The sequence below is a fragment of the uncultured Psychroserpens sp. genome (assembly GCF_947492715.1).
Taxonomy (GTDB): Bacteria; Bacteroidota; Bacteroidia; order Flavobacteriales; family Flavobacteriaceae; genus Psychroserpens.
This window is the reverse complement of the sequence record NZ_CANLNS010000002.1, coordinates 224434-244047: the sequence shown is the minus strand read 5'-3', so window position 1 is coordinate 244047 and position 19614 is coordinate 224434. Positions and strand designations below refer to the sequence as shown.

The following is a 19614-nucleotide window of genomic DNA, read 5'->3' as shown; positions in this document are numbered from 1 at the left end:
TTAAATAAAAACATATGGCAAGTACATCAGATATACGAAACGGATTATGCATTAGATATAACCATGATATCTTTAAAATTATTGAGTTTTTACACGTTAAACCAGGTAAAGGCCCTGCTTTTGTAAGAACGAAACTAAAGAGTGTCACAACAGGAAAAGTTATTGATAATACATTTTCGGCTGGACATAAAATTGAAGACGTACGTGTAGAAACTCATAAGTTTCAATACCTATATAATGATGGAGAGTTTTATCATTTTATGAATGAAGCAGATTACTCTCAAATTCGTTTACTAGAAGCTGCACTCGATAGACCAGATTTAATGAAAGAAGGTGAAATTGTAACTGTTTTAATCAATACAGAGGACGATATGCCACTTTCAGTAGATATGCCTGCCAGTGTTATTCTTGAGGTAACAGCAACTGAACCAGGTGTAAAAGGTAATACAGCTACAAATGCAACTAAACCTGCTACTGTTGAATCTGGAGCTACGGTTAATGTTCCTTTATTCATTAATGAAGGAGACAAGATTAAGGTTGAAACGGCTAAAGGAACGTATAAAGAACGTATCAAGGAATAATTAATGAAATTTCCAAAACCACATACACTTAAAGACATTGCACATTTAATAGATGCAGATTATGTTGGTGCAGACAACTTCCCTGTTTTGGGTATGAACGAAATTCACGTTGTCGAAGCTGGTGATATTGTTTTCGTTGATCATCCAAAATATTATGATAAGGCTTTAGAATCAAATGCTACTGTTGTATTAATTAATAAAAAAGTTGATTGCCCAGAAGGAAAAGCACTTTTAATTAGTGATGATCCTTTTAGAGATTTTAATAAACTAACATTACATTTCAAACCGTTTAAAAGGGCTCATGTTTCTATTTCAGAATCCGCTATTATCGGAGAGAATACAGTAATACAGCCTAATTGTTTTATAGGTAATAATGTCACCATAGGTAATAATTGTACTATTCATTCAAACGTTAGTATTTATGATGATACTGTTATTGGAAATAATGTTACTATCCATGCTGGAGCTATTTTAGGCGCGAGCGCATTTTATTATAAAAATAGACCAGAAGGCTTTGACCAACTAAAATCTGGTGGGCGCGTAGTTATAGAAGATAATGTTGATATTGGAGCACTTTGTACCATTGATAAAGGTGTAACTGCCGATACAACTATTGGTGAAGGGTCTAAATTGGATAATCAAATTCAGGTTGGACATGATACAGTTATAGGCAAAAAATGCTTAATAGCTTCTCAGGTTGGTATCGCTGGATGCGTGATTATAGAAGATGAAGTTACTATTTGGGGACAAGTGGGTATAACAAGTGGTATTACTATCGGAAAAAAAGCAGTTATTTCAGCTAAGGCGGGAGTAAGCAAATCATTGGAAGGACATAAAAGTTATTTTGGTGTACCTGCTGATGATTTTAGAAGTAAATACAAAGAGATTGCTGCCATAAGAAAGATTCCCGAAATTTTAGAAAAATTAAAAAATATATAAATGACTGCAAAGGACGTTGTTAAATCGTTTTACGAATTGGATTTGGCAAAAGCTGAAAATGCTATTGACTTAGTTCATAAGGACTGCAAACTATTATGGAATAGTACCAACGGTTTTACATCGTTAGATTATGATGGTATAAAAAAGATGCTAGAAGGTCTAAAAAAAGCCTTCTTATCATTTAATTATAGGGTGAGTCACCTCTTGGAAGATCATAATACAATTACCGCACGTTACACCATTTATGTGACGTCTATAGAAAGACCAGAAAAGGAAGATGCCTTAGCGCATTTTATTTCAATTTGGGAAGTAAAAGATGGTAAACTCTACAAAGGTTATGAAATTAGCCAATTAGCAGATGATAGTTCTGAAAGTTTAAATTCTTATGCCGAAATAAAAGTTTAAAAAGGTTTAAAAATCATATTCAAAAACTTATTTTTGCACAACGAATTTTCACATCAAAATTCTTATATAAAATAACACAAATCATATAAACAAACACAAATGAGCGTTTTAGTTAATAAAGATTCAAAAATAATTGTTCAAGGTTTTACCGGTAGTGAAGGTACTTTTCATGCAGGTCAAATGATTGAATACGGAACAAACGTAGTAGGTGGTGTAACACCAGGGAAAGGTGGTCAAACGCACTTAGATAAACCCGTATTTAACACTGTTGAAGATGCTGTTGCTAAAGTAGGAGCAGATACAACTATTATTTTTGTACCACCTGCATTTGCAGCAGATGCAATTATGGAAGCCGCAGACGCAGGTATTAAGGTGATTATTACAATTACAGAAGGTATTCCTGTCGCTGATATGATTAAAGCCTCAGATTATATCAAAGGAAAAGATTGTAGATTAGTTGGTCCTAACTGTCCTGGTGTAATTACTCCAGGGGAAGCTAAAGTTGGTATCATGCCTGGTTTTGTTTTCAAAAAAGGAAAGGTTGGAATTGTATCTAAATCTGGAACATTAACTTATGAAGCTGCAGATCAAGTTGTAAAGCAAGGCTTAGGTATTACTACAGCTATTGGAATAGGAGGAGACCCAATTATTGGAACAACCACAAAAGAAGCCGTAGAATTATTAATCAACGACCCAGAAACAGAATGTGTTGTTATGATTGGTGAAATTGGTGGTCAGTTAGAAGCAGATGCTGCTAAATGGTACCAAAATAGTGGAAGTAAGAAACCTGTTGTTGGATTTATTGCAGGTGAAACTGCACCAGCAGGTCGTACTATGGGACATGCAGGAGCAATTGTAGGTGGAAGCGATGACACTGCTCAAGCGAAAAAAGCAATTATGAGAGATTGTGGAATTCACGTTGTAGACTCTCCAGCTGAAATAGGTAAAAAGGTAGCCGAAGTTATTGGATAATGCCAATATCTTGTTAAAATAAATATAAAACTCCATCGTTATAATTCCGTTGACTGTAACTTAGTCAACGGAATTTTTTTTTAAAACTAATCTATATCGAAAAATGAAAAAGATCAAACTATGTGTTATGCTGTTTGTTATTGTACTCGCGTACAATTGTAAAACAGATAACAAAACAGATTTGGCATATGCTGTCGAATCTAAAACTGACGCAAACGGATTATCTTATGAATCTGTTGCCAACGACCCAACAGGCCTGCGCCTTTATACTTTAGACAATGGTTTAAAAGTGTATTTAAGTAAAAATGTTGACGAGCCTAAAATCCAAACCTATATTGCAGTTAGAGCTGGATCTAATTATGATCCAAAAGAGTCAACTGGATTAGCACATTATTTAGAGCATATGGTCTTTAAAGGTACCGATGAAATTGGTACTGCAGACTGGGAAAAGGAGAAAGTTTATTTAGATCAAATTTCAGAATTGTATGAACAACACAGAGCTGAAACTGATCCAGAAAAGAAGAAAGAGCTTTACAAAAAAATAGATGAAGTATCTCTAGAAGCATCTAATCATAGTATCGCAAATGAATATGATAAAATGGTAGGTTCTTTAGGAGCTACAGGAACGAACGCATATACTTGGTTCGAACAAACGGTTTATGTAAACAAAATACCAGCGAATGAATTGGAAAAATGGCTTAGCCTTGAAAGCGAACGATTTAGTCAATTAGTATTAAGATTATTTCATACAGAGTTAGAAGCTGTTTTTGAAGAATTTAATAGAGGACAAGATAATGATTTTAGAAAGCGTTATGCCGCTATGCTTGACGGATTGTTTCCTAATCATCCATATGGTCAACAAACAACTATTGGAACAGGTGAACATTTGAAAAACCCTTCAATGATTGATATTCATAACTACTTTGATAAGTATTATGTTCCTAACAATATGGCAATGATACTTGTTGGTGATATTGATTTTGATAAAACCATAAAAGAGGTTAATGATACTTTTGGGAAATTAAAGAAAAAAGAAGTTGTTCACCCAGAATTACCGAAAGAAGATCCTATCACATCTCCTGTAGTTAATGAAGTTTTCGGACCTACAGCAGAAACGGTTTCTTTGGCATTTAGAACAGATGCGGCCGGTACAGAGGAAGAGAAACTTGTAACAATGGCTGATATGATTCTAGCTAATGGTACTGCAGGTCTTATCGATTTAAATTTAAATCAACAACAACTCGTTCAGAATGCAGGTTGTTCACCTACCTTTTTAAAAGAGTATGGGTACCATACATTCTCTGGGACGCCTAAAGAAGGACAAACCTTAGACGAAGTTAAATTGTTATTACTTGCTCAAATTGAAAAACTTAAAAATGGTGATTTCGACGAATGGATGATGGATGCGGTTATTAATGATTTAAAACTAAGTCAAACGCAACAGTATGAAAATAACTCTGCGTTAGCAAACATGTATGTTGATGCGTTTATTAAAGAACAAGATTGGAAAGATAGAGTTGAATTCTTGGAAGATTTAAGAAAGATATCAAAACAAGAATTAGTAGATTTTGCTAAGTCTTTTTATAAAGACAATTATGTAATTACGTATAAGAGACAAGGTGAAGATACATCTATTGTTAAGGTTGAAAATCCTGGAATTACACCTGTTAAGTTAAATAGAGATAAGAGTTCAGAGTACTTAACAAGTTTTAATGCATTAGAATCTAAACCTTTACAGCCAAAATTTATTGATTATAAAGAAGCTATAAAGGAAACAAAAACAGATAATGGTATTAAAGTATCTTATATAAATAACGAGCAAAATGACCTATTTAACATGAATATCATTTTCGATATGGGAAGTGATAACGATAAAAAATTAGGTCTTGCCGCTGGATATATGGAATACCTTGGAACAGATAAATATTCTGCTGAAGAACTTAAAAAGGAATTTTACAAATTAGGTGTTAACTATTATGTAAGCGCAGGACCAGAAACCACGTATGTTGGATTGAGTGGTATCAAAGAAAACTTACCTAAAGGTTTAGAGCTATTAGAACACCTTTGGAATAACGCTGTACCAGATCAAGAGGCTTATGATAAGTATGTCGAGTCTATAGCTAAAGGTCGAAAGGATAACAAAACCCAAAAAGGAAGTATCCTTTGGGGAGGATTAATGAATTATGGTAAGTATGGAGAAAACTCGCGATTAAGAAATATTTTTCAAATAAATGAACTTAATGAAATGAATCCAGCTGAGTTGGTTGAAATTGTAAAAGGAATGAAAGACTATGAGCAACGTGTATTTTATTACGGTAAAGATGTTGACGCAGCTGTAGCCGCTTTAAATGAAAATCACATCGTTGCAGATGAGTTAAATGCTTACCCAGAAGCTATGGCTTATTTAGAAAAAGAAACAGGAGGAAATGTATACTTTGTCGATTTCGATATGGTACAATCTGAAATGTTATTCCTTGCAAAAGGAGATCCTTTTAAAGCTGAAAACATGGCGGCTTCTACATTGTTTAATACTTATTTTGGAAGCGGATTGTCTTCAATTGTATTTCAGGAGATTAGAGAATCTAAATCTTTAGCTTACTCGGCGTTCTCTAGTTATAGCAACGCAAATAAACAAGACGATTCTAATTACATTATGGCTTATATTGGAACACAAGCCAATAAAATGCCTCAGGCTGTTGATGCCATGATGGAATTAATGACCAACATGCCAGAAGCTGAAGAACAATTCAATGCAGCTAAAGAATCTACACTTAAGAAGTTAGCCGCTCAACGTATCACAAAATCAAATGTCTTTTGGAGTTATGAACGCCTAAAGAAGTTAGGAATTGATAATGATAATAGAGAGGAAATCTACAATACAATTAAAAATATGACAATGGATGATCTTCGTGATTTTTTCAATAAAAATATCAAGGGAGAACATTACAATGTTATGGTTATAGGAAATAAAAAAGATATCGATTTTGATGCCCTAAGTAAATTAGGTAAGGTTCATGAAATGGATATAGATTATTTATTTAATTATGAACAACCTGAAGAATTAAAAATGTAATTCTAAAGCATTTTATATTGTTAAAAACCTCACAAGATTTTGTGAGGTTTTTTTATTTCTTGCAACTTGTATTTGTTATATTTGGTTACTACTTTATAACTAACCAAAAAATAGTATCAAATGAAATTATTAGAAGGAAAAACTGCAATAATTACAGGCGCTAGCCGAGGAATTGGTAAAGGTATAGCCGAAGTTTTCGCACAACATGGCGCTAACGTTGCATTTACATATAGCTCTTCTGTTGAAGCAGCTAATGCTTTAGAGAAAGAGCTAAATACTCAGGGTATAAAAGCTAAAGGATATCAGAGCAACGCTGCCAATTTTGAAGATGCTCAAAAACTAGCAGAGGAGGTTTTAACCGAATTTGGAAGTATTGACATTTTAGTCAACAATGCAGGTATCACAAAAGATAACCTCCTTATGAGAATGGGAGAGGAAGATTTTGATAAAGTGATAGAAGTGAACCTGAAATCTGTATTTAATATGACTAAAGCTGTGCAGCGAACCATGTTAAAACAACGTAAAGGCTCAATTATTAATATGAGTTCTGTTGTTGGTGTTAAAGGTAATGCTGGACAAACCAATTATGCGGCTTCTAAGGCTGGTATTATAGGCTTTTCAAAATCCGTGGCTTTAGAATTGGGTTCGAGAAACATTAGAAGTAATGTTATCGCTCCAGGTTTTATTGAAACTGAAATGACGGCAAAGTTAGATGAAGATACAGTAAAAGGATGGAGGGCTGCAATTCCGTTAAAAAGAGGTGGAAGCCCAGAAGATATTGCCAATGCTTGTGTGTTTTTAGCAAGTGACATGAGTGCATATGTTACAGGTCAGACGCTTAATGTTGATGGTGGAATGCTAACATAATAGATAAGATATTAATTGCAAACGGAAACAATAACATATATTATTATATCTGGAATTATAGCGCTATTACTAGCGCTTTTTCAGTATGCTTATAAATCGAAAATTAAAGGTCTCAGATCTTGGTTGTTGTCAGCCCTTAGGTTTGTGACGCTGTTTTCAATTTTTATGTTACTTATCAATCCGAAATTTGATAAAATCACATATTTTAATGAAAAACCAAATCTGGTCGTTGCCATTGATAATTCTGAGTCTATAGACTATCTTAATCAATCTCAAAATTCGACCGATTTTATAAATGCTTTAAAGGCCAATGAAGCACTCAATTCTAATTTTAATCTAGAGTTCTATAGCTTCGGAAAAGAGATTCATCAAGCAGATTCACTTTTATTTGACGAGAAACAATCAAATATGGCATTGGTTTTTAAACGTTTGGCAGAAGTATACAATAATTCTATTGCTCCAACACTTCTTATTTCTGATGGTAATCAAACCTACGGCAATGATTATGCCTATGCAACTAAACGTTATAAGCAACCAGTTTTTCCGATTATTTTGGGAGATACAACGACATATACTGATGTGAAAATTCAGCAACTAAATGTTAATCGTTATGCTTATCTCAAAAACAAATTTCCTGTTGAAGTTATTGCAACATACAATGGTAATTCTCCTGTTAATACACAACTTAGAATAACGTCTGGAACTACAACTGTATTTTCTCAACCCATAAGTTTTAGTAAATCTGAAACTTCTCGAATTGTGAATTTAACACTTCCAGCCAACAGCGTTGGTGTTACAAGTTATAGAGCACAAGTTGTTCCCTTAGACAATGAGAAGAATACTATTAATAATGTCAAAAATTTTGCTGTCGAAGTTATTGATCAAAAAACAAATGTGGCTATTGTATCGGATATATTACACCCAGATTTAGGGGCTTTGAAAAAATCGATAGAGAGTAACGAACAACGAAAAGCTGAAATCTTATCTACAACTGAATTTTTAAGCGCGTCTGGCGATTTTCAATTGGTTATTGTGTACCAGCCTACAAATAATTTTAGGGCATTATTTAAAGAAATTGATCGCTTAAAATTAAATAAAATTGTTATTGCTGGTACTAAAACAAATTGGTCGCTTTTAAACCAGCTACAATCAAATTATAAACAACAACTCACCAATCAAATTGAAGAATATCAACCAAGTTTAAATCAGAATTATGCCACATTTATAGTTGATAATTTAAACTTTAGCGAATTTCCGCCATTAACTGCAGAGTTCGGTGAAACAACATTTAGCGTACCTTTTGAAACCATTTTATATAAGACCATTAATGGTACGGAAATAGACGAACCTTTATTCGCAACGTTTGAAATTAATGATAGACGCGAGGCACTTATTCTAGGGGAAGGTATTTGGAGATGGAGAGCCCAAGCATTTTTAAATGAAGACTCGTTTAATACTTTTGATAATTTCATTGGTAAATTGGTACAGTATCTAAGTACTAATAAGCGTCGTACACGTTTAAACGTAAATTACGAATCGTTTTATAACGGTAATGATAACGTGAAGATTGCCGCTCAATTCTTTAATAAAAATTATGAATTTGAAGATAATGCCAATTTAAATATCACTTTAAAAAATAAAGATACAGATGAAACACAATCGTTTCCGTTTGTATTGAAAAACACAAATTATGAAGTCGATTTAAGCGGTCTTGATGCTGGAAATTATTCGTTCACAGTTAAAGTGAATAACGAAAATATATCAAAATCGGGAGAGCTTAAGATATTGGATTATAATGTTGAGCAACAGTTTTTAAATGCCAATGTATCCAAACTTCAAAGTTTGGCCGAAACCAGTAATGGAACATCATATTTTATTGATAATACAAACGCTGTAATCAACGACCTATTAAATGATTCGAGATTTGCAACGATTCAAAACAGTACCAAAAAAGTTGTACCTTTGATTGATTGGAAATATCTTCTTGCTCTAATCATATTGAGCCTTAGTGCCGAGTGGTTTATAAGGAAATATAACGGACTTATATAATTAAGTACGATTTTTAAAATACCTTTACAAATCATAATTAACTAAAAATTAAACATAAATAAATCATGGAAAAATTACCAAAAATTGCACTACCAATTGTTTTTGTAGTAGTCGTATTAATCATATTATTAGTAAAATCTGCGGTTACAATAGGTTCTGGAGAACGTGGTGTTCTTTATGAAACCCTAGGTGACGGTGTAGTTACAGACGAAGCTCCTTTAGATGAAGGGTTTCACATTATTGCGCCTTGGAATAAGGTTTTTGTTTACAATGTAAGACAGCAAGAATTGTTTGAAAGAGAAATGTCAGTTTTATCATCTAATGGTTTAGAAATTAAACTAGATGCTTCTGTATTATATCAAGCAACAACTGCATCTGTTGCTAAACTTCACCAAACAAGAGGTGAAGATTATTTACAAAGTGTGATTATACCTGCAATCCGTTCTGCGACGAGAAGTGTTGTTGGTCGTTATACACCAGAGCAGTTATACTCAACAAAGCGTGACGCTATTCAAAATGAGATCTTTGAAGAAACCAAAAAGATTTTGGAACCTCAGTTTATTCAATTAAATTCAGTTTTAGTGCGTGATGTGACATTGCCACCTACAATTAAACAAGCGATTGAACGTAAACTGAAACAAGAACAAGAATCATTAGAATACGAATTTAGGTTAGTAACAGCAGATAAAGAAGCACAAAAGCAGATTATTGAAGCCAAAGGTAAGGCCGAAGCTAATAGAATCTTAAGCGCATCTCTAACAGATAAAATCCTTCAGGATAAGGGTATTGAAGCAACAATTAAATTATCCGAATCTCCAAATAGTAAGGTTATCGTTATAGGCTCTGGAGATTCTGGGATGCCAATAATTTTAGGAAATCAATAAACTATAAATGAAAACAGTTCTTATTTCTATATTATGTTGTTTTAGTTTGCTCTTAACAGGTGAATCTTATGCTGAGCGATCTAATTATGTAGAATGCTATTATAATAAGGATGTTAAAAAACCGCTACTTATTTATGATGATATAAATGGTAAAGTAGTAGACTCATTATATAATATTAATGATAAAAACGCATGGTATAAACTAACAATTCTAAATAGTGACTATGGCTGGTTTAAGATTAAAAACATTAGCCGTTTACCATCATCAAAAAAGCAATACAACTATGAAAACTATTGGGTGAAAAATGTAAACTTCTTAATAGATGTTGATAATTATGATGAAACGCATCAAGTGTATATTTATGATTTACCCTCGTTGAATTCAAATAAAATTCATAGACTCGACAATTTTCAAAAGGTAAATGTTATCGAGGTTGATGGATTATGGGCTAAGGTAAAATTTGGAGTAGGTAAAAAGCAAGTAACAGGATGGTTAGGCTATAAAGACCAATGCGGATTACCTTGGACAACCTGTCCGAAATAAGTTTAATATTAAATAAATCATAATAATTTAAAAAGGATTTGGAATTTTAGAATAAAATTTGCAACCTTTGTTCAAACAAAAGAAAACATGACTTTTATTCAATTACATCATCATCATTTTCATTCTGGCACTCAAGCGAGCTGAAAATGTATTGAATAAAATCAAGATATTAAGAAAACCGTTTGAGTAAATCAAACGGTTTTTTTTTAGTGCTATGCTTTAGGTACCCGAAACGATTTACTCAAACAAAAACAAACCAAAATGAGTAAATTAAAAATTGCAATTCAAAAATCGGGAAGACTTCACGACAACTCAATGCAGCTTTTGAAAGATGTTGGTATCGCTATAGATAATGGCAGAGATCAATTAAAAGTTTCAGCAAAAAACTTTCCACTAGAAGTCTTTTATCTCAGAAATGGAGACATTCCTCAATATTTAAGAGATGGCATTGTAGATGCCGCTATCATTGGAGAAAATCTTCTTGTTGAAAAAGGAAATGACATTTCCATATTAGAAAAACTGGGGTTTTCTTCTTGTAAGGTATCAATCGCAGTACCCAAATCAAACCACTATAATTCTATATCAGATCTAGAAGGTAAGCGTATAGCAACATCATATCCCAATACTGTCAATACCTTTTTAAAAGATAATAATGTTAATGCTAAACTTCATATTATAAACGGCTCTGTTGAGATTGCACCAAACATTGGATTGGCAGATGCTATAGTAGATATCGTTTCTAGTGGCAGCACTTTATTTAAGAACGGATTAAAAGAAGTTGATGTATTATTAAAATCTGAGGCTGTACTTGGAGTATCGCCTTTAATTTCTTCGGAAAGTCAAATTATACTAGACAAACTCCAATTTCGTTTGCAATCTGTTTTAAAAGGACGCCAAAATAAATATGTACTACTCAATGCACCTAATGAAAAATTAGATGCTATTATTGATATGTTACCAGGCATGAATAGTCCAACTATTTTACCACTGGCTCAAGAGGGTTGGAGTTCGTTACATTCTGTAATTAATAAATACGAATTTTGGGATGTTATAGATGAGTTGAAGTTAAATGGAGCAGAGGGAATCTTAGTATGTTCAATTGAAAACATGGTATTGTAATGGAAACGATAATAAACCCAAATAGAGAAGATTGGTCTAAGATTTTAGAACGTCCTACCCAAACAGTCGATAACATTGAGAGTACAGTTGTTAATATTTTTAATGATGTAAAACGGCATGGTGATACAGCTATATTAAAGTATACAGCATTATTTGACGGAGCAACTTTAAATACAGCCATAGTGTCTAAAGATGAAATAATGACTGCATCAGAATATATAGATGAAGATTTAAAAGCAGCCATTAAAACGGCTAAGGACAATATCACCTCTTTTCATAGTGCACAAGTAACTAGTCCTGTAGCATTACAAACAACCAAGGGCGTTGATTGTTGGTTAGAGAAACGAGCTATTCAAAAAATTGGTCTTTATATTCCTAGTGGAACGGCACCATTGTTTTCTACGGTTTTAATGCTAGCAATACCTGCTCAAATCGCTGGTTGTAAGGAGGTTGTTTTATGTTCACCTCCAAATGCCGAGGGAAAAATAGCTAATGAAATTTTGTATGCGGCGCAGCTTTGTGGTGTTACTAAAATTATTAAGGTTGGAGGAATTCAAGCGATTGCAGGCTTAACATTTGGTACCAAAGAAATTCCAAAGGTTTATAAGATTTTTGGTCCAGGGAATCAATTTGTAACCGTTGCCAAACAATTAGCAACCAAATACGGAGTGGCTATTGATATGCCGGCAGGACCAAGCGAATTATTAGTTGTGGCAGATGATACAGCTAAAGCTAATTATGTGGCCTCAGATTTATTAAGTCAGGCAGAGCATGGTCCAGATAGTCAAGTTATTCTCATTTCCACTTCAAAAGGTTTTATAGCAAAAGTTCAGTTTGAAATATCGAAGCAAATCACTCTTCTTCCAAGGTTTGACATAGCTCAGAAAGCTATCAATAATTCGAAATTTATTTGGGTTGAAACCAATGACATTGCTTTGGATATTATTAATGAATATGCTCCAGAACATTTTATTATCTGTACAAAAGATGAGGATTTCTTTATTGAAAATATTGAAAATGCTGGTTCAGTATTTATAGGAAACTACACACCTGAAAGTGCAGGAGATTATGCTTCAGGAACAAATCATACACTGCCAACCAATGGATTTTGCAAAGCTTATTCTGGAGTAAATTTAGACAGCTTTACAAAAAGCATAACGTTTCAGAAAATATCAAAAGAAGGAATTATAAACATTGGAAATACTATAGAACTTATGGCAGATGCCGAAGGTTTACAAGCCCACAAAAATGCAGTATCCATAAGATTAAACGATTTGAAATGAAACCAATAGATAACTTAATAAGAGCTAATATTAAAATTATAAAACCCTATGCTTCGGCTAGAGATGAATATAAAAGTACTTCAGATGACCTTGTTTTTTTGGATGCCAACGAAAATCCATTTGACAATGGCGTTAATCGTTACCCAGACCCACAACAATCTGAATTAAAAAGTACGTTATCTGATATTAAAAATATCCCTTCAGAATGTATGCTTTTAGGAAATGGGAGTGATGAAGTTTTAGATTTAATATTTAGAGTGTTTTGCGAACCAAATACAGACAATGTTATAACACTACCTCCAACATATGGCATGTACGAAGTCTTAGCAAATATGAACGCCATTGAACTATTAAAAGTTCCGTTAAATGATCAGTTTCAGCCAAACATTAACGCTATTTTGAATGCTATAAATTCTCGTACAAAGTTGATCTTTCTGTGTACTCCAAATAACCCAACAGCAAATAGTTTTACTTCAAAATCTATAGAAAGAGTATTGCGTGATTTTGAAGGTATAGTTGTTATCGATGAAGCATATATAGACTTTACAGAAAAAAAGAGTTGGTCGAATCGCTTAGATGAATTTCCAAATTTGATAGTGATTCAAACCTTGTCTAAGGCTTATGGTTTGGCTGGGATTAGATTGGGTATTTGCTATGCGTCGTCTTATATCATTTCTGTAATTAATAAAATAAAACCACCATATAATATTAATAAACTAACTCAGCAAAAGGCATTAGAGTGTTTACTGGATCAAAAGCGCTTGTCCTTAGAAATTAAGGAAATTTTAAACCAACGAAGTCGATTGTTGCAAGTTTTAGAGCATATCACATTTGTTGATGTTGTGTATCCCTCTGATGCTAATTTCATTTTAGTAAAAGTCGATGATGCAACCAAGCGATACAATCAACTTATTGCTAATGGTATTGTGGTAAGAAATAGAACGAACTTGCCTGGTTGCTACAATTGCCTGCGACTAACTATAGGTTCGGAAATGGAAAATTCTAAACTAATTTCAATTTTAAAACAAATCCAATGAAACGTGTATTATTTATAGATAGAGACGGAACCATTATTAAAGAACCATCAGATGAACAAATAGATTCATTTGATAAACTTGAGTTCTATCCAAAAGTATTTCAATACTTAGGGAAAATTGCTAAAGAATTAAACTTTGATATTGTTATGATTACCAATCAGGATGGATTAGGTACTTCTGTATATCCTGAAGATACATTTTGGCCAGTACATAATTTTGTGATAAACTCATTTAAAGCAGAAGGCATTGAGTTTAAGGAACAATATATTGATCGCACATTTGCCAATGATAATGCGCCAACACGGAAACCTAATACTGGTTTATTAACTAAGTATTTTTCATCAGATTATGATTTAACCAATTCTTTTGTAATTGGCGATCGTTTGACCGATGTTGAGCTGGCTAAGAACTTAGGTGCAAAAGGGATTTATATTAATGATGATACCAATTTGGGAACCAATGAAATAACCGTTAAACATGAAATTCTAAATGAATTTATTGCTTTGGAAAGTAACGATTGGGAAGCGATATATAATTTTCTAAAAACAGAAGATAGAACAGGTTCTATTATAAGGAATACTAATGAAACAATGATTAAGATTGATTTGAATTTAGATGGAAATGGACAAAGTAATGTATCTACTGGAATTGCATTTTTTGATCATATGCTCGATCAAATAGCGCGTCATGGTCAATTGGATTTGGCTATTGATGTTACAGGTGACTTAGATGTTGACGAACACCATACCATAGAAGATACTGCCATTGCATTAGGCGAGGTGTTTGCTGCAACACTAGGTAATAAACTTGGAATAGAACGTTACGGATTTACATTACCAATGGACGATTGTTTGGCTCAAGTAGCGATTGATTTTGGAGGTAGAAACTGGTTGGTTTGGGAGGCCGAGTTTAATCGTGAAATGATTGGAAAAATGCCAACCGAAATGTTCTTTCACTTTTTTAAATCATTTACTGATGGTGCGAAATGTAACTTGAATGTTAAAGCAGAAGGCACCAATGAACACCATAAGATTGAAGCAATTTTTAAGGCGTTTGCGAAAGCAATTAAAATGGCAGTTAAACGTGATATAGACCGAATGATCTTACCATCAACAAAAGGAGTATTATAATGAATGTAGTGATTGTCGATTATGGAGCAGGTAATATAAAAAGCATTCAGTTTGCTTTTAAGAGACTTGGTATTGATGCGAAACTTTCTAATCATGTCGAATGTATAACCAAAGCAGATAGAGTTATTTTTCCTGGTGTAGGAGAAGCGAGTTCTGCTATGGCAATGCTTGAGCAAAGCGGTTTAGATACATTAATTCCTCAATTAAAACAACCTGTGTTGGGAATTTGCTTAGGGATGCAATTAATGTGTAATGCATCTGAAGAAGGATATACTGATGGAATGGGAATTTTTGATGTGAACGTGAAACGTTTTTCTAATGATGTGAAAGTACCTCAAATGGGTTGGAATACTATTGATAATTTAAAGTCGGATTTGTTTAGGAATATTAGAGAACATGAATTTATGTACCTTATACATAGTTTCTATGCCGAAATGAATGATCAATGCATTGCAACTTCTACCTATGGGATGAATTATGCATCGGCTTTAAGAAAAGATAATTTTTATGGTGTGCAATTTCACCCAGAGAAAAGCAGTTTAGCAGGAGAACAATTATTAAAAAACTTTTTAGAATTATGAGAATTATACCAGCAATTGATATCATAGATGGTAAATGTGTACGCCTCACTAAAGGCGATTACCAGTCTAAAAAGATTTATAATGAAAACCCGCTTGAGGTTGCCAAAGAGTTTGAGTCTTATGGAATTCAGTATTTACATTTAGTAGATCTAGATGGCGCCAAAGCCAGTCATATTGTAAACTATAAAATTTTAGAACAGATAGCGTCTAAAACAAAACTGAAAATTGATTTTGGTGGTGGTTTAAAAACTAACGAGGATTTGCACATTGCATTTAATTCGGGTGCTAGACAAATTACTGGAGGCAGTATTGCCATTAAAAACCCTGAACTCTTTAAGGGATGGATTTCTAAATATGGAAGTACCAGAATTATTTTAGGAGCCGATTGCATGAACGAAAACATAGCGGTTAGTGGCTGGACCGAATCCAGTAATCAAAATGTTATCCCGTTTATTAATAACTATGTAAAAGAGGGCATTGACTATATTATTTGTACAGATATAGCCAAAGATGGAATGCTTGATGGGCCTTCATTTGATCTTTACAGACGTATTTTAAATCAGGGAGAAGCAAAAATGGATAGCACAAGGTCTTCTAAAAACGTAAAATTAATTGCTTCTGGAGGTGTAACTTCAATTTCAGATTTGAATGCTTTAGAGGATTTAGGCTGTGAAGCTGCTATTATTGGTAAAGCGATTTATGAAGGACATATTTTGCTAAGAGATTTAGAAACACATTTATAAAGATGCTAAGAAAACGAATTATCCCATGCCTTGATATTAAAAACGGCAGAACAGTTAAGGGCATAAATTTTAAAGGCTTACGTGATGCTGGTGATCCGGTAGAATTGGCTAAGCAATATGCTCATTTTGGAGCAGATGAACTTGTGTTTTTAGATATTTCGGCAACCATAGAAGAGCGAAAAACAATGCGCGATATGGTTCTAAAAGTAGCCGAGCAGATTAATATCCCTTTTACGGTTGGTGGCGGTATTTCATCTGTAGAAGATGTTGCACAACTTCTGCATTGTGGCGCAGATAAAATCTCAATTAATTCTAGTGCAGTGACATCTCCTAATTTAATAAATGAATTGTCTAGCAAATTTGGAAGTCAGTGCGTAGTGGTAGCTATAGATGCCAAGCAAGTAGATGGTGAATGGATGGTGCATTTGGCTGGAGGAACGATTCCAACTACCATTAATTTATTTGATTGGGCTAAAGAAGTGGCGTATCGCGGAGCAGGTGAAATATTATTTACGTCTATGAACAATGATGGCACCAAATTAGGTTTTGCAAATCCAGCTTTAGCTCAACTTTCTAAGCTGGTTAATATTCCAATTATTGCTTCTGGAGGTGCGGGGAGTACTGAACATTTTGTAGATGCTTTTAAAATAGGACATGCAGATGCAGCATTGGCAGCGAGCGTATTTCATTTTGGTGAAATCTCAATTTCGGATTTAAAAAAAGAATTGAATAAGAATCAAATTCCAGTACGACTATAAAAGCATAATACCATATAGACTTAACATTAATAACTGATTGTAAGACAATGAAAATAGATTATAACAAAAATAACGGACTCGTACCTGCCATTATACAAGATGCTACAACACGCAACGTACTGATGATGGGGTATATGAATGAGGAAGCATTAAATAAAACATTAGAATCGAAACTGGTAACATTTTTTAGCAGAACAAAACAACGTTTATGGACTAAAGGAGAAGACAGTGGAAATAGTCTAAATCTTGTAGATATTAAACTTGATTGCGATGGTGATACACTTTTAATTAAAGTTAATCCAAATGGACCAACCTGTCACAAAGGTACAGATACATGCTGGGCTGAAGACAATAATCAGGATTATAGTTTTTTATCAAAATTAGAATCTATAATTTCTGATAGAAAACAAAATGCCTCTGACGACACATCCTATGTGGCTTCATTATTTTCTGAAGGTATCAATAAAATTGCACAAAAAGTAGGAGAGGAAGCCGTTGAAGTTGTGATTGAAGCCAAAGACAATAATGATGATTTATTTTTGAATGAAAGTGCCGATTTGTTATTTCATTATTTAATTCTATTACAGGCTAAAGGCTTTAATATTAACAATGTAATGTCAATTTTAGAACAAAGAAATACAAAGTAATTATGTCTTTTGTCGGGTATTTTAGCAGATAATCGATTATTATTTTTTTTCATCGAATAATATTAAATTTCATCGATTTTTTTTGGTGGTTTTGTTAACTTAAATAAACAAAAATTAGTTTAACAAAATTAACAACCAAATCTTATGAAAAACTTTACACCTACTTTAGTTTTTTTATTTTTTTTGTGTGTCTACAAATTTTCAAGTGCACAAGAAAAATTTGGATTTAACATCCAAAAACAAAACACACTCCAACAAACTAACCATCTAAACCCTTCTGATGGAGACGAACGCTTAAAACGATTATTGCCAATTACTTATACCTACGATGATGGTTGGCTTCCCAGTAGTCCAATAGGAACAGCGACTTCAATTGATACTATTATTATAGAATCAGGAACTGTAAATATTTCCGCTAACACAGTTTGTGATAACTTAGTAGTTAATCCTGGAGCAGCAATTAGTATTGATGCTGGTGCAACCCTAACGTCATCAGTTATTGATTTAAACTCTACATCTCTAATGTTTTCCAGTTTAATCGCTGACGGAACAATTGTTGGCACTGTTAATTACCATCGGTATGCCTCAGAAATTGGGACTAATGATTTGATTTCGTCTCCAGTTGCCAATCAGTTGTTTGAAGATTTCGCTTTAGTTAATGTTGATGATCTAGCTGCATCTGGATTTTTAAGGGCTTTTGCTCCATATAATACAGCAACTGGAGTTTATCAAAACTATGATGTCATCAATAACGCCACTACAATAATTGAATCTGGTATTGGATATCGAGTAGCAACAATTGATGGAAGTACATTAACCTTTTCTGGATTAGTACAAACTAATGATGTATTAGGTATTCCAATCTCAGATGCATCTTCTGGTGATGGATGGAATTTGATTGGTAATCCGTATCCGTCCTACCTCGATTTTGATACATTTTTTAACTTAAATAAATCACAATTTGATGGTGCATCCTATCGAGCAATTTATGGTTATGACGGAGATGCATCAGACGGCTGGACAGTTTGGAATCAAGCAACAATTGATTCTCCAGCAATAACCGAAATCATCGCGCCCGGCCAAGCCTTTTTTGTGAAAGCGAAATCAGGAGGGGGTTTAATAGACTTTACAACATCGATGCGTTGTGTTGGCACATCTGACGATTTTATCTCAGGAAAAGCAACCCCATCTTCTCCTCATTACGGACATATAAAATTAAGGATGAGTTCTGGTAATTCAAATTTCAGTACCGATTTTTACTTTAATAGTAATGCCTCAAGTGGATTTGATCCTGGATACGATGCCGCACTTTATGGTGGACCATATTCATTTTCTATTTATTCACATTTAGTTGAAAATGACACAGGTCTGGATCTCGCGATTCAGTCATTTGGTCCTAATGCTATGTATGATATTGCCGTTCCATTAGGTATTACTGTCACCCAAGGACAAGAAATCACTATTAGCATTACTGAAACAGATATGCCAGATACTATAGATATTTATTTGGAAGATACAGTTGCTAATACAGTTACACTGTTAAACACCAATGATTTCATATACACACCAACTACTGATTTATCTGGTACTGGTCGTTTTTTCCTTAGGTTCGACACTGATGTGCTTCATGTTGCTCAGTCGACCTTAGAGATTTTAAATATCTATAGCAATAATAGAGATAAAACAATTATTATTTCTGGCGAATTGCAACAAGAAACTAAAAGTAAATTATATGACACGAATGGTCGTATGGTACTTTCAAATACTCTAAACAGTGCTACTAATCAAAATAGTATCGATGTAAGCGCATTAAGTACTGGTATTTATATGTTAGAGTTAATTAATACTAACAACGAAATACGAAGGCATAAATTGATCATTCAATAAAAAGATAAAAACAACCAATCTATTAAGCTGCTATAATTATTGATTATAGCGGCTTATTTTATAACTTGTAGTGATACAGTTTAGAAAACATAAACTCCCTTTACGCGATTATAGT

The 19614-nt window shown here is 33.5% G+C and carries 18 protein-coding genes; all 18 read left to right on the top strand.

Going from position 1 to position 19614, the window contains the following annotated elements; all coding sequences use genetic code 11:
• Positions 1 to 14: 14 nt before the first annotated feature.
• The 18 genes from efp (at position 15) to Q0787_RS07850 (ending at position 19499) form a co-directional block, all read left to right on the top strand.
• Positions 15 to 581 carry an elongation factor P gene (gene efp / locus Q0787_RS07935; protein ID WP_298901855.1) on the top strand — a complete coding sequence of 189 codons (567 nt, stop codon included), beginning with the start codon at positions 15 to 17 and terminating at the stop codon, positions 579 to 581.
• Between the two features lie 3 nt (positions 582 to 584).
• A complete protein-coding gene (locus tag Q0787_RS07930; RefSeq protein ID WP_298901853.1) occupies positions 585 to 1520 on the top strand; it encodes a UDP-3-O-(3-hydroxymyristoyl)glucosamine N-acyltransferase in 936 nt (311 codons plus the stop codon).
• Positions 1521 to 1925: a nuclear transport factor 2 family protein gene (locus tag Q0787_RS07925; RefSeq protein WP_298901852.1), complete on the top strand. Its 405-nt coding sequence runs from the start codon at positions 1521 to 1523 to the stop codon at positions 1923 to 1925.
• Positions 1926 to 2024: 99 nt separating this feature from the next.
• Positions 2025 to 2897, top strand: a complete 873-nt coding sequence (gene sucD, locus Q0787_RS07920; protein ID WP_298901849.1) for a succinate--CoA ligase subunit alpha — start codon at positions 2025 to 2027, stop codon at positions 2895 to 2897.
• Between the two features lie 103 nt (positions 2898 to 3000).
• Positions 3001 to 5970, top strand: coding sequence for a pitrilysin family protein (locus Q0787_RS07915; RefSeq protein WP_298901847.1), 2970 nt, complete (start codon positions 3001 to 3003; stop codon positions 5968 to 5970).
• Positions 5971 to 6090: 120 nt separating this feature from the next.
• Entirely contained in the window at positions 6091 to 6837 is a 747-nt protein-coding gene (gene fabG, locus Q0787_RS07910) for a 3-oxoacyl-[acyl-carrier-protein] reductase (protein WP_298901845.1), read from the top strand.
• 15 nt (positions 6838 to 6852) lie between these two features.
• Entirely contained in the window at positions 6853 to 8886 is a 2034-nt protein-coding gene (locus Q0787_RS07905; protein WP_298901843.1) for a VWA domain-containing protein, read from the top strand.
• A gap of 65 nt (positions 8887 to 8951) precedes the next feature.
• Entirely contained in the window at positions 8952 to 9770 is an 819-nt protein-coding gene (locus Q0787_RS07900) for a prohibitin family protein (protein ID WP_298901840.1), read from the top strand.
• Between the two features lie 7 nt (positions 9771 to 9777).
• Positions 9778 to 10314, top strand: coding sequence for an SH3 domain-containing protein (locus Q0787_RS07895; RefSeq protein ID WP_298901838.1), 537 nt, complete (start codon positions 9778 to 9780; stop codon positions 10312 to 10314).
• A gap of 261 nt (positions 10315 to 10575) precedes the next feature.
• A complete protein-coding gene (gene hisG / locus Q0787_RS07890; protein ID WP_298901836.1) occupies positions 10576 to 11433 on the top strand; it encodes an ATP phosphoribosyltransferase in 858 nt (285 codons plus the stop codon).
• Complete coding sequence (gene hisD / locus Q0787_RS07885; RefSeq protein WP_298901834.1) at positions 11433 to 12716, top strand: histidinol dehydrogenase; 1284 nt, start codon at positions 11433 to 11435, stop codon at positions 12714 to 12716. Before hisG ends, hisD begins: the two co-directional genes overlap by 1 nt.
• On the top strand, positions 12713 to 13753 hold the full coding sequence (gene hisC / locus Q0787_RS07880) for a histidinol-phosphate transaminase (protein WP_298901833.1): 1041 nt from the start codon (positions 12713 to 12715) through the stop codon (positions 13751 to 13753). The genes hisD and hisC overlap by 4 nt, the downstream gene beginning before the upstream one ends.
• Positions 13750 to 14883, top strand: coding sequence for a bifunctional histidinol-phosphatase/imidazoleglycerol-phosphate dehydratase HisB (gene hisB / locus Q0787_RS07875; RefSeq protein ID WP_298901831.1), 1134 nt, complete (start codon positions 13750 to 13752; stop codon positions 14881 to 14883). Before hisC ends, hisB begins: the two co-directional genes overlap by 4 nt.
• A complete protein-coding gene (gene hisH / locus Q0787_RS07870; protein WP_298901830.1) occupies positions 14883 to 15464 on the top strand; it encodes an imidazole glycerol phosphate synthase subunit HisH in 582 nt (193 codons plus the stop codon). Before hisB ends, hisH begins: the two co-directional genes overlap by 1 nt.
• Positions 15461 to 16207 carry a 1-(5-phosphoribosyl)-5-[(5-phosphoribosylamino)methylideneamino]imidazole-4-carboxamide isomerase gene (gene hisA, locus Q0787_RS07865; RefSeq protein ID WP_298901829.1) on the top strand — a complete coding sequence of 249 codons (747 nt, stop codon included), beginning with the start codon at positions 15461 to 15463 and terminating at the stop codon, positions 16205 to 16207. The genes hisH and hisA overlap by 4 nt, the downstream gene beginning before the upstream one ends.
• Before the next feature lie 2 nt (positions 16208 to 16209).
• Positions 16210 to 16965 (top strand): imidazole glycerol phosphate synthase subunit HisF, encoded by a 756-nt coding sequence (gene hisF / locus Q0787_RS07860; RefSeq protein ID WP_298901827.1) that lies wholly within the window; start codon positions 16210 to 16212, stop codon positions 16963 to 16965.
• 47 nt (positions 16966 to 17012) lie between these two features.
• Complete coding sequence (hisIE, locus tag Q0787_RS07855; protein WP_298901825.1) at positions 17013 to 17612, top strand: bifunctional phosphoribosyl-AMP cyclohydrolase/phosphoribosyl-ATP diphosphatase HisIE; 600 nt, start codon at positions 17013 to 17015, stop codon at positions 17610 to 17612.
• A 144-nt stretch (positions 17613 to 17756) separates the two neighbouring features.
• Positions 17757 to 19499: a T9SS type A sorting domain-containing protein gene (locus Q0787_RS07850; RefSeq protein ID WP_298901824.1), complete on the top strand. Its 1743-nt coding sequence runs from the start codon at positions 17757 to 17759 to the stop codon at positions 19497 to 19499.
• The last annotated feature ends 115 nt before the right edge of the window (positions 19500 to 19614 follow it).

Excerpts from the sequence above, each read along its gene's own strand:
- Q0787_RS07930 (WP_298901853.1), top strand. The coding sequence starts at position 585 with ATGAAATTTCCAAAACCACATACACTTAAAGACATTGCACATTTAATA.
- Q0787_RS07895 (WP_298901838.1), top strand. The coding sequence starts at position 9,778 with ATGAAAACAGTTCTTATTTCTATATTATGTTGTTTTAGTTTGCTCTTA.
- hisB (WP_298901831.1), top strand. The coding sequence starts at position 13,750 with ATGAAACGTGTATTATTTATAGATAGAGACGGAACCATTATTAAAGAA.
- Q0787_RS07915 (WP_298901847.1), top strand. The coding sequence starts at position 3,001 with ATGAAAAAGATCAAACTATGTGTTATGCTGTTTGTTATTGTACTCGCG.
- efp (WP_298901855.1), top strand. The coding sequence starts at position 15 with ATGGCAAGTACATCAGATATACGAAACGGATTATGCATTAGATATAAC.
- Q0787_RS07900 (WP_298901840.1), top strand. The coding sequence starts at position 8,952 with ATGGAAAAATTACCAAAAATTGCACTACCAATTGTTTTTGTAGTAGTC.
- hisIE (WP_298901825.1), top strand. The coding sequence starts at position 17,013 with ATGAAAATAGATTATAACAAAAATAACGGACTCGTACCTGCCATTATA.
- sucD (WP_298901849.1), top strand. The coding sequence starts at position 2,025 with ATGAGCGTTTTAGTTAATAAAGATTCAAAAATAATTGTTCAAGGTTTT.
- hisD (WP_298901834.1), top strand. The coding sequence starts at position 11,433 with ATGGAAACGATAATAAACCCAAATAGAGAAGATTGGTCTAAGATTTTA.
- hisC (WP_298901833.1), top strand. The coding sequence starts at position 12,713 with ATGAAACCAATAGATAACTTAATAAGAGCTAATATTAAAATTATAAAA.
- Q0787_RS07850 (WP_298901824.1), top strand. The coding sequence starts at position 17,757 with ATGAAAAACTTTACACCTACTTTAGTTTTTTTATTTTTTTTGTGTGTC.
- hisF (WP_298901827.1), top strand. The coding sequence starts at position 16,210 with ATGCTAAGAAAACGAATTATCCCATGCCTTGATATTAAAAACGGCAGA.
- fabG (WP_298901845.1), top strand. The coding sequence starts at position 6,091 with ATGAAATTATTAGAAGGAAAAACTGCAATAATTACAGGCGCTAGCCGA.
- hisG (WP_298901836.1), top strand. The coding sequence starts at position 10,576 with ATGAGTAAATTAAAAATTGCAATTCAAAAATCGGGAAGACTTCACGAC.
- hisH (WP_298901830.1), top strand. The coding sequence starts at position 14,883 with ATGAATGTAGTGATTGTCGATTATGGAGCAGGTAATATAAAAAGCATT.
- hisA (WP_298901829.1), top strand. The coding sequence starts at position 15,461 with ATGAGAATTATACCAGCAATTGATATCATAGATGGTAAATGTGTACGC.
- Q0787_RS07925 (WP_298901852.1), top strand. The coding sequence starts at position 1,521 with ATGACTGCAAAGGACGTTGTTAAATCGTTTTACGAATTGGATTTGGCA.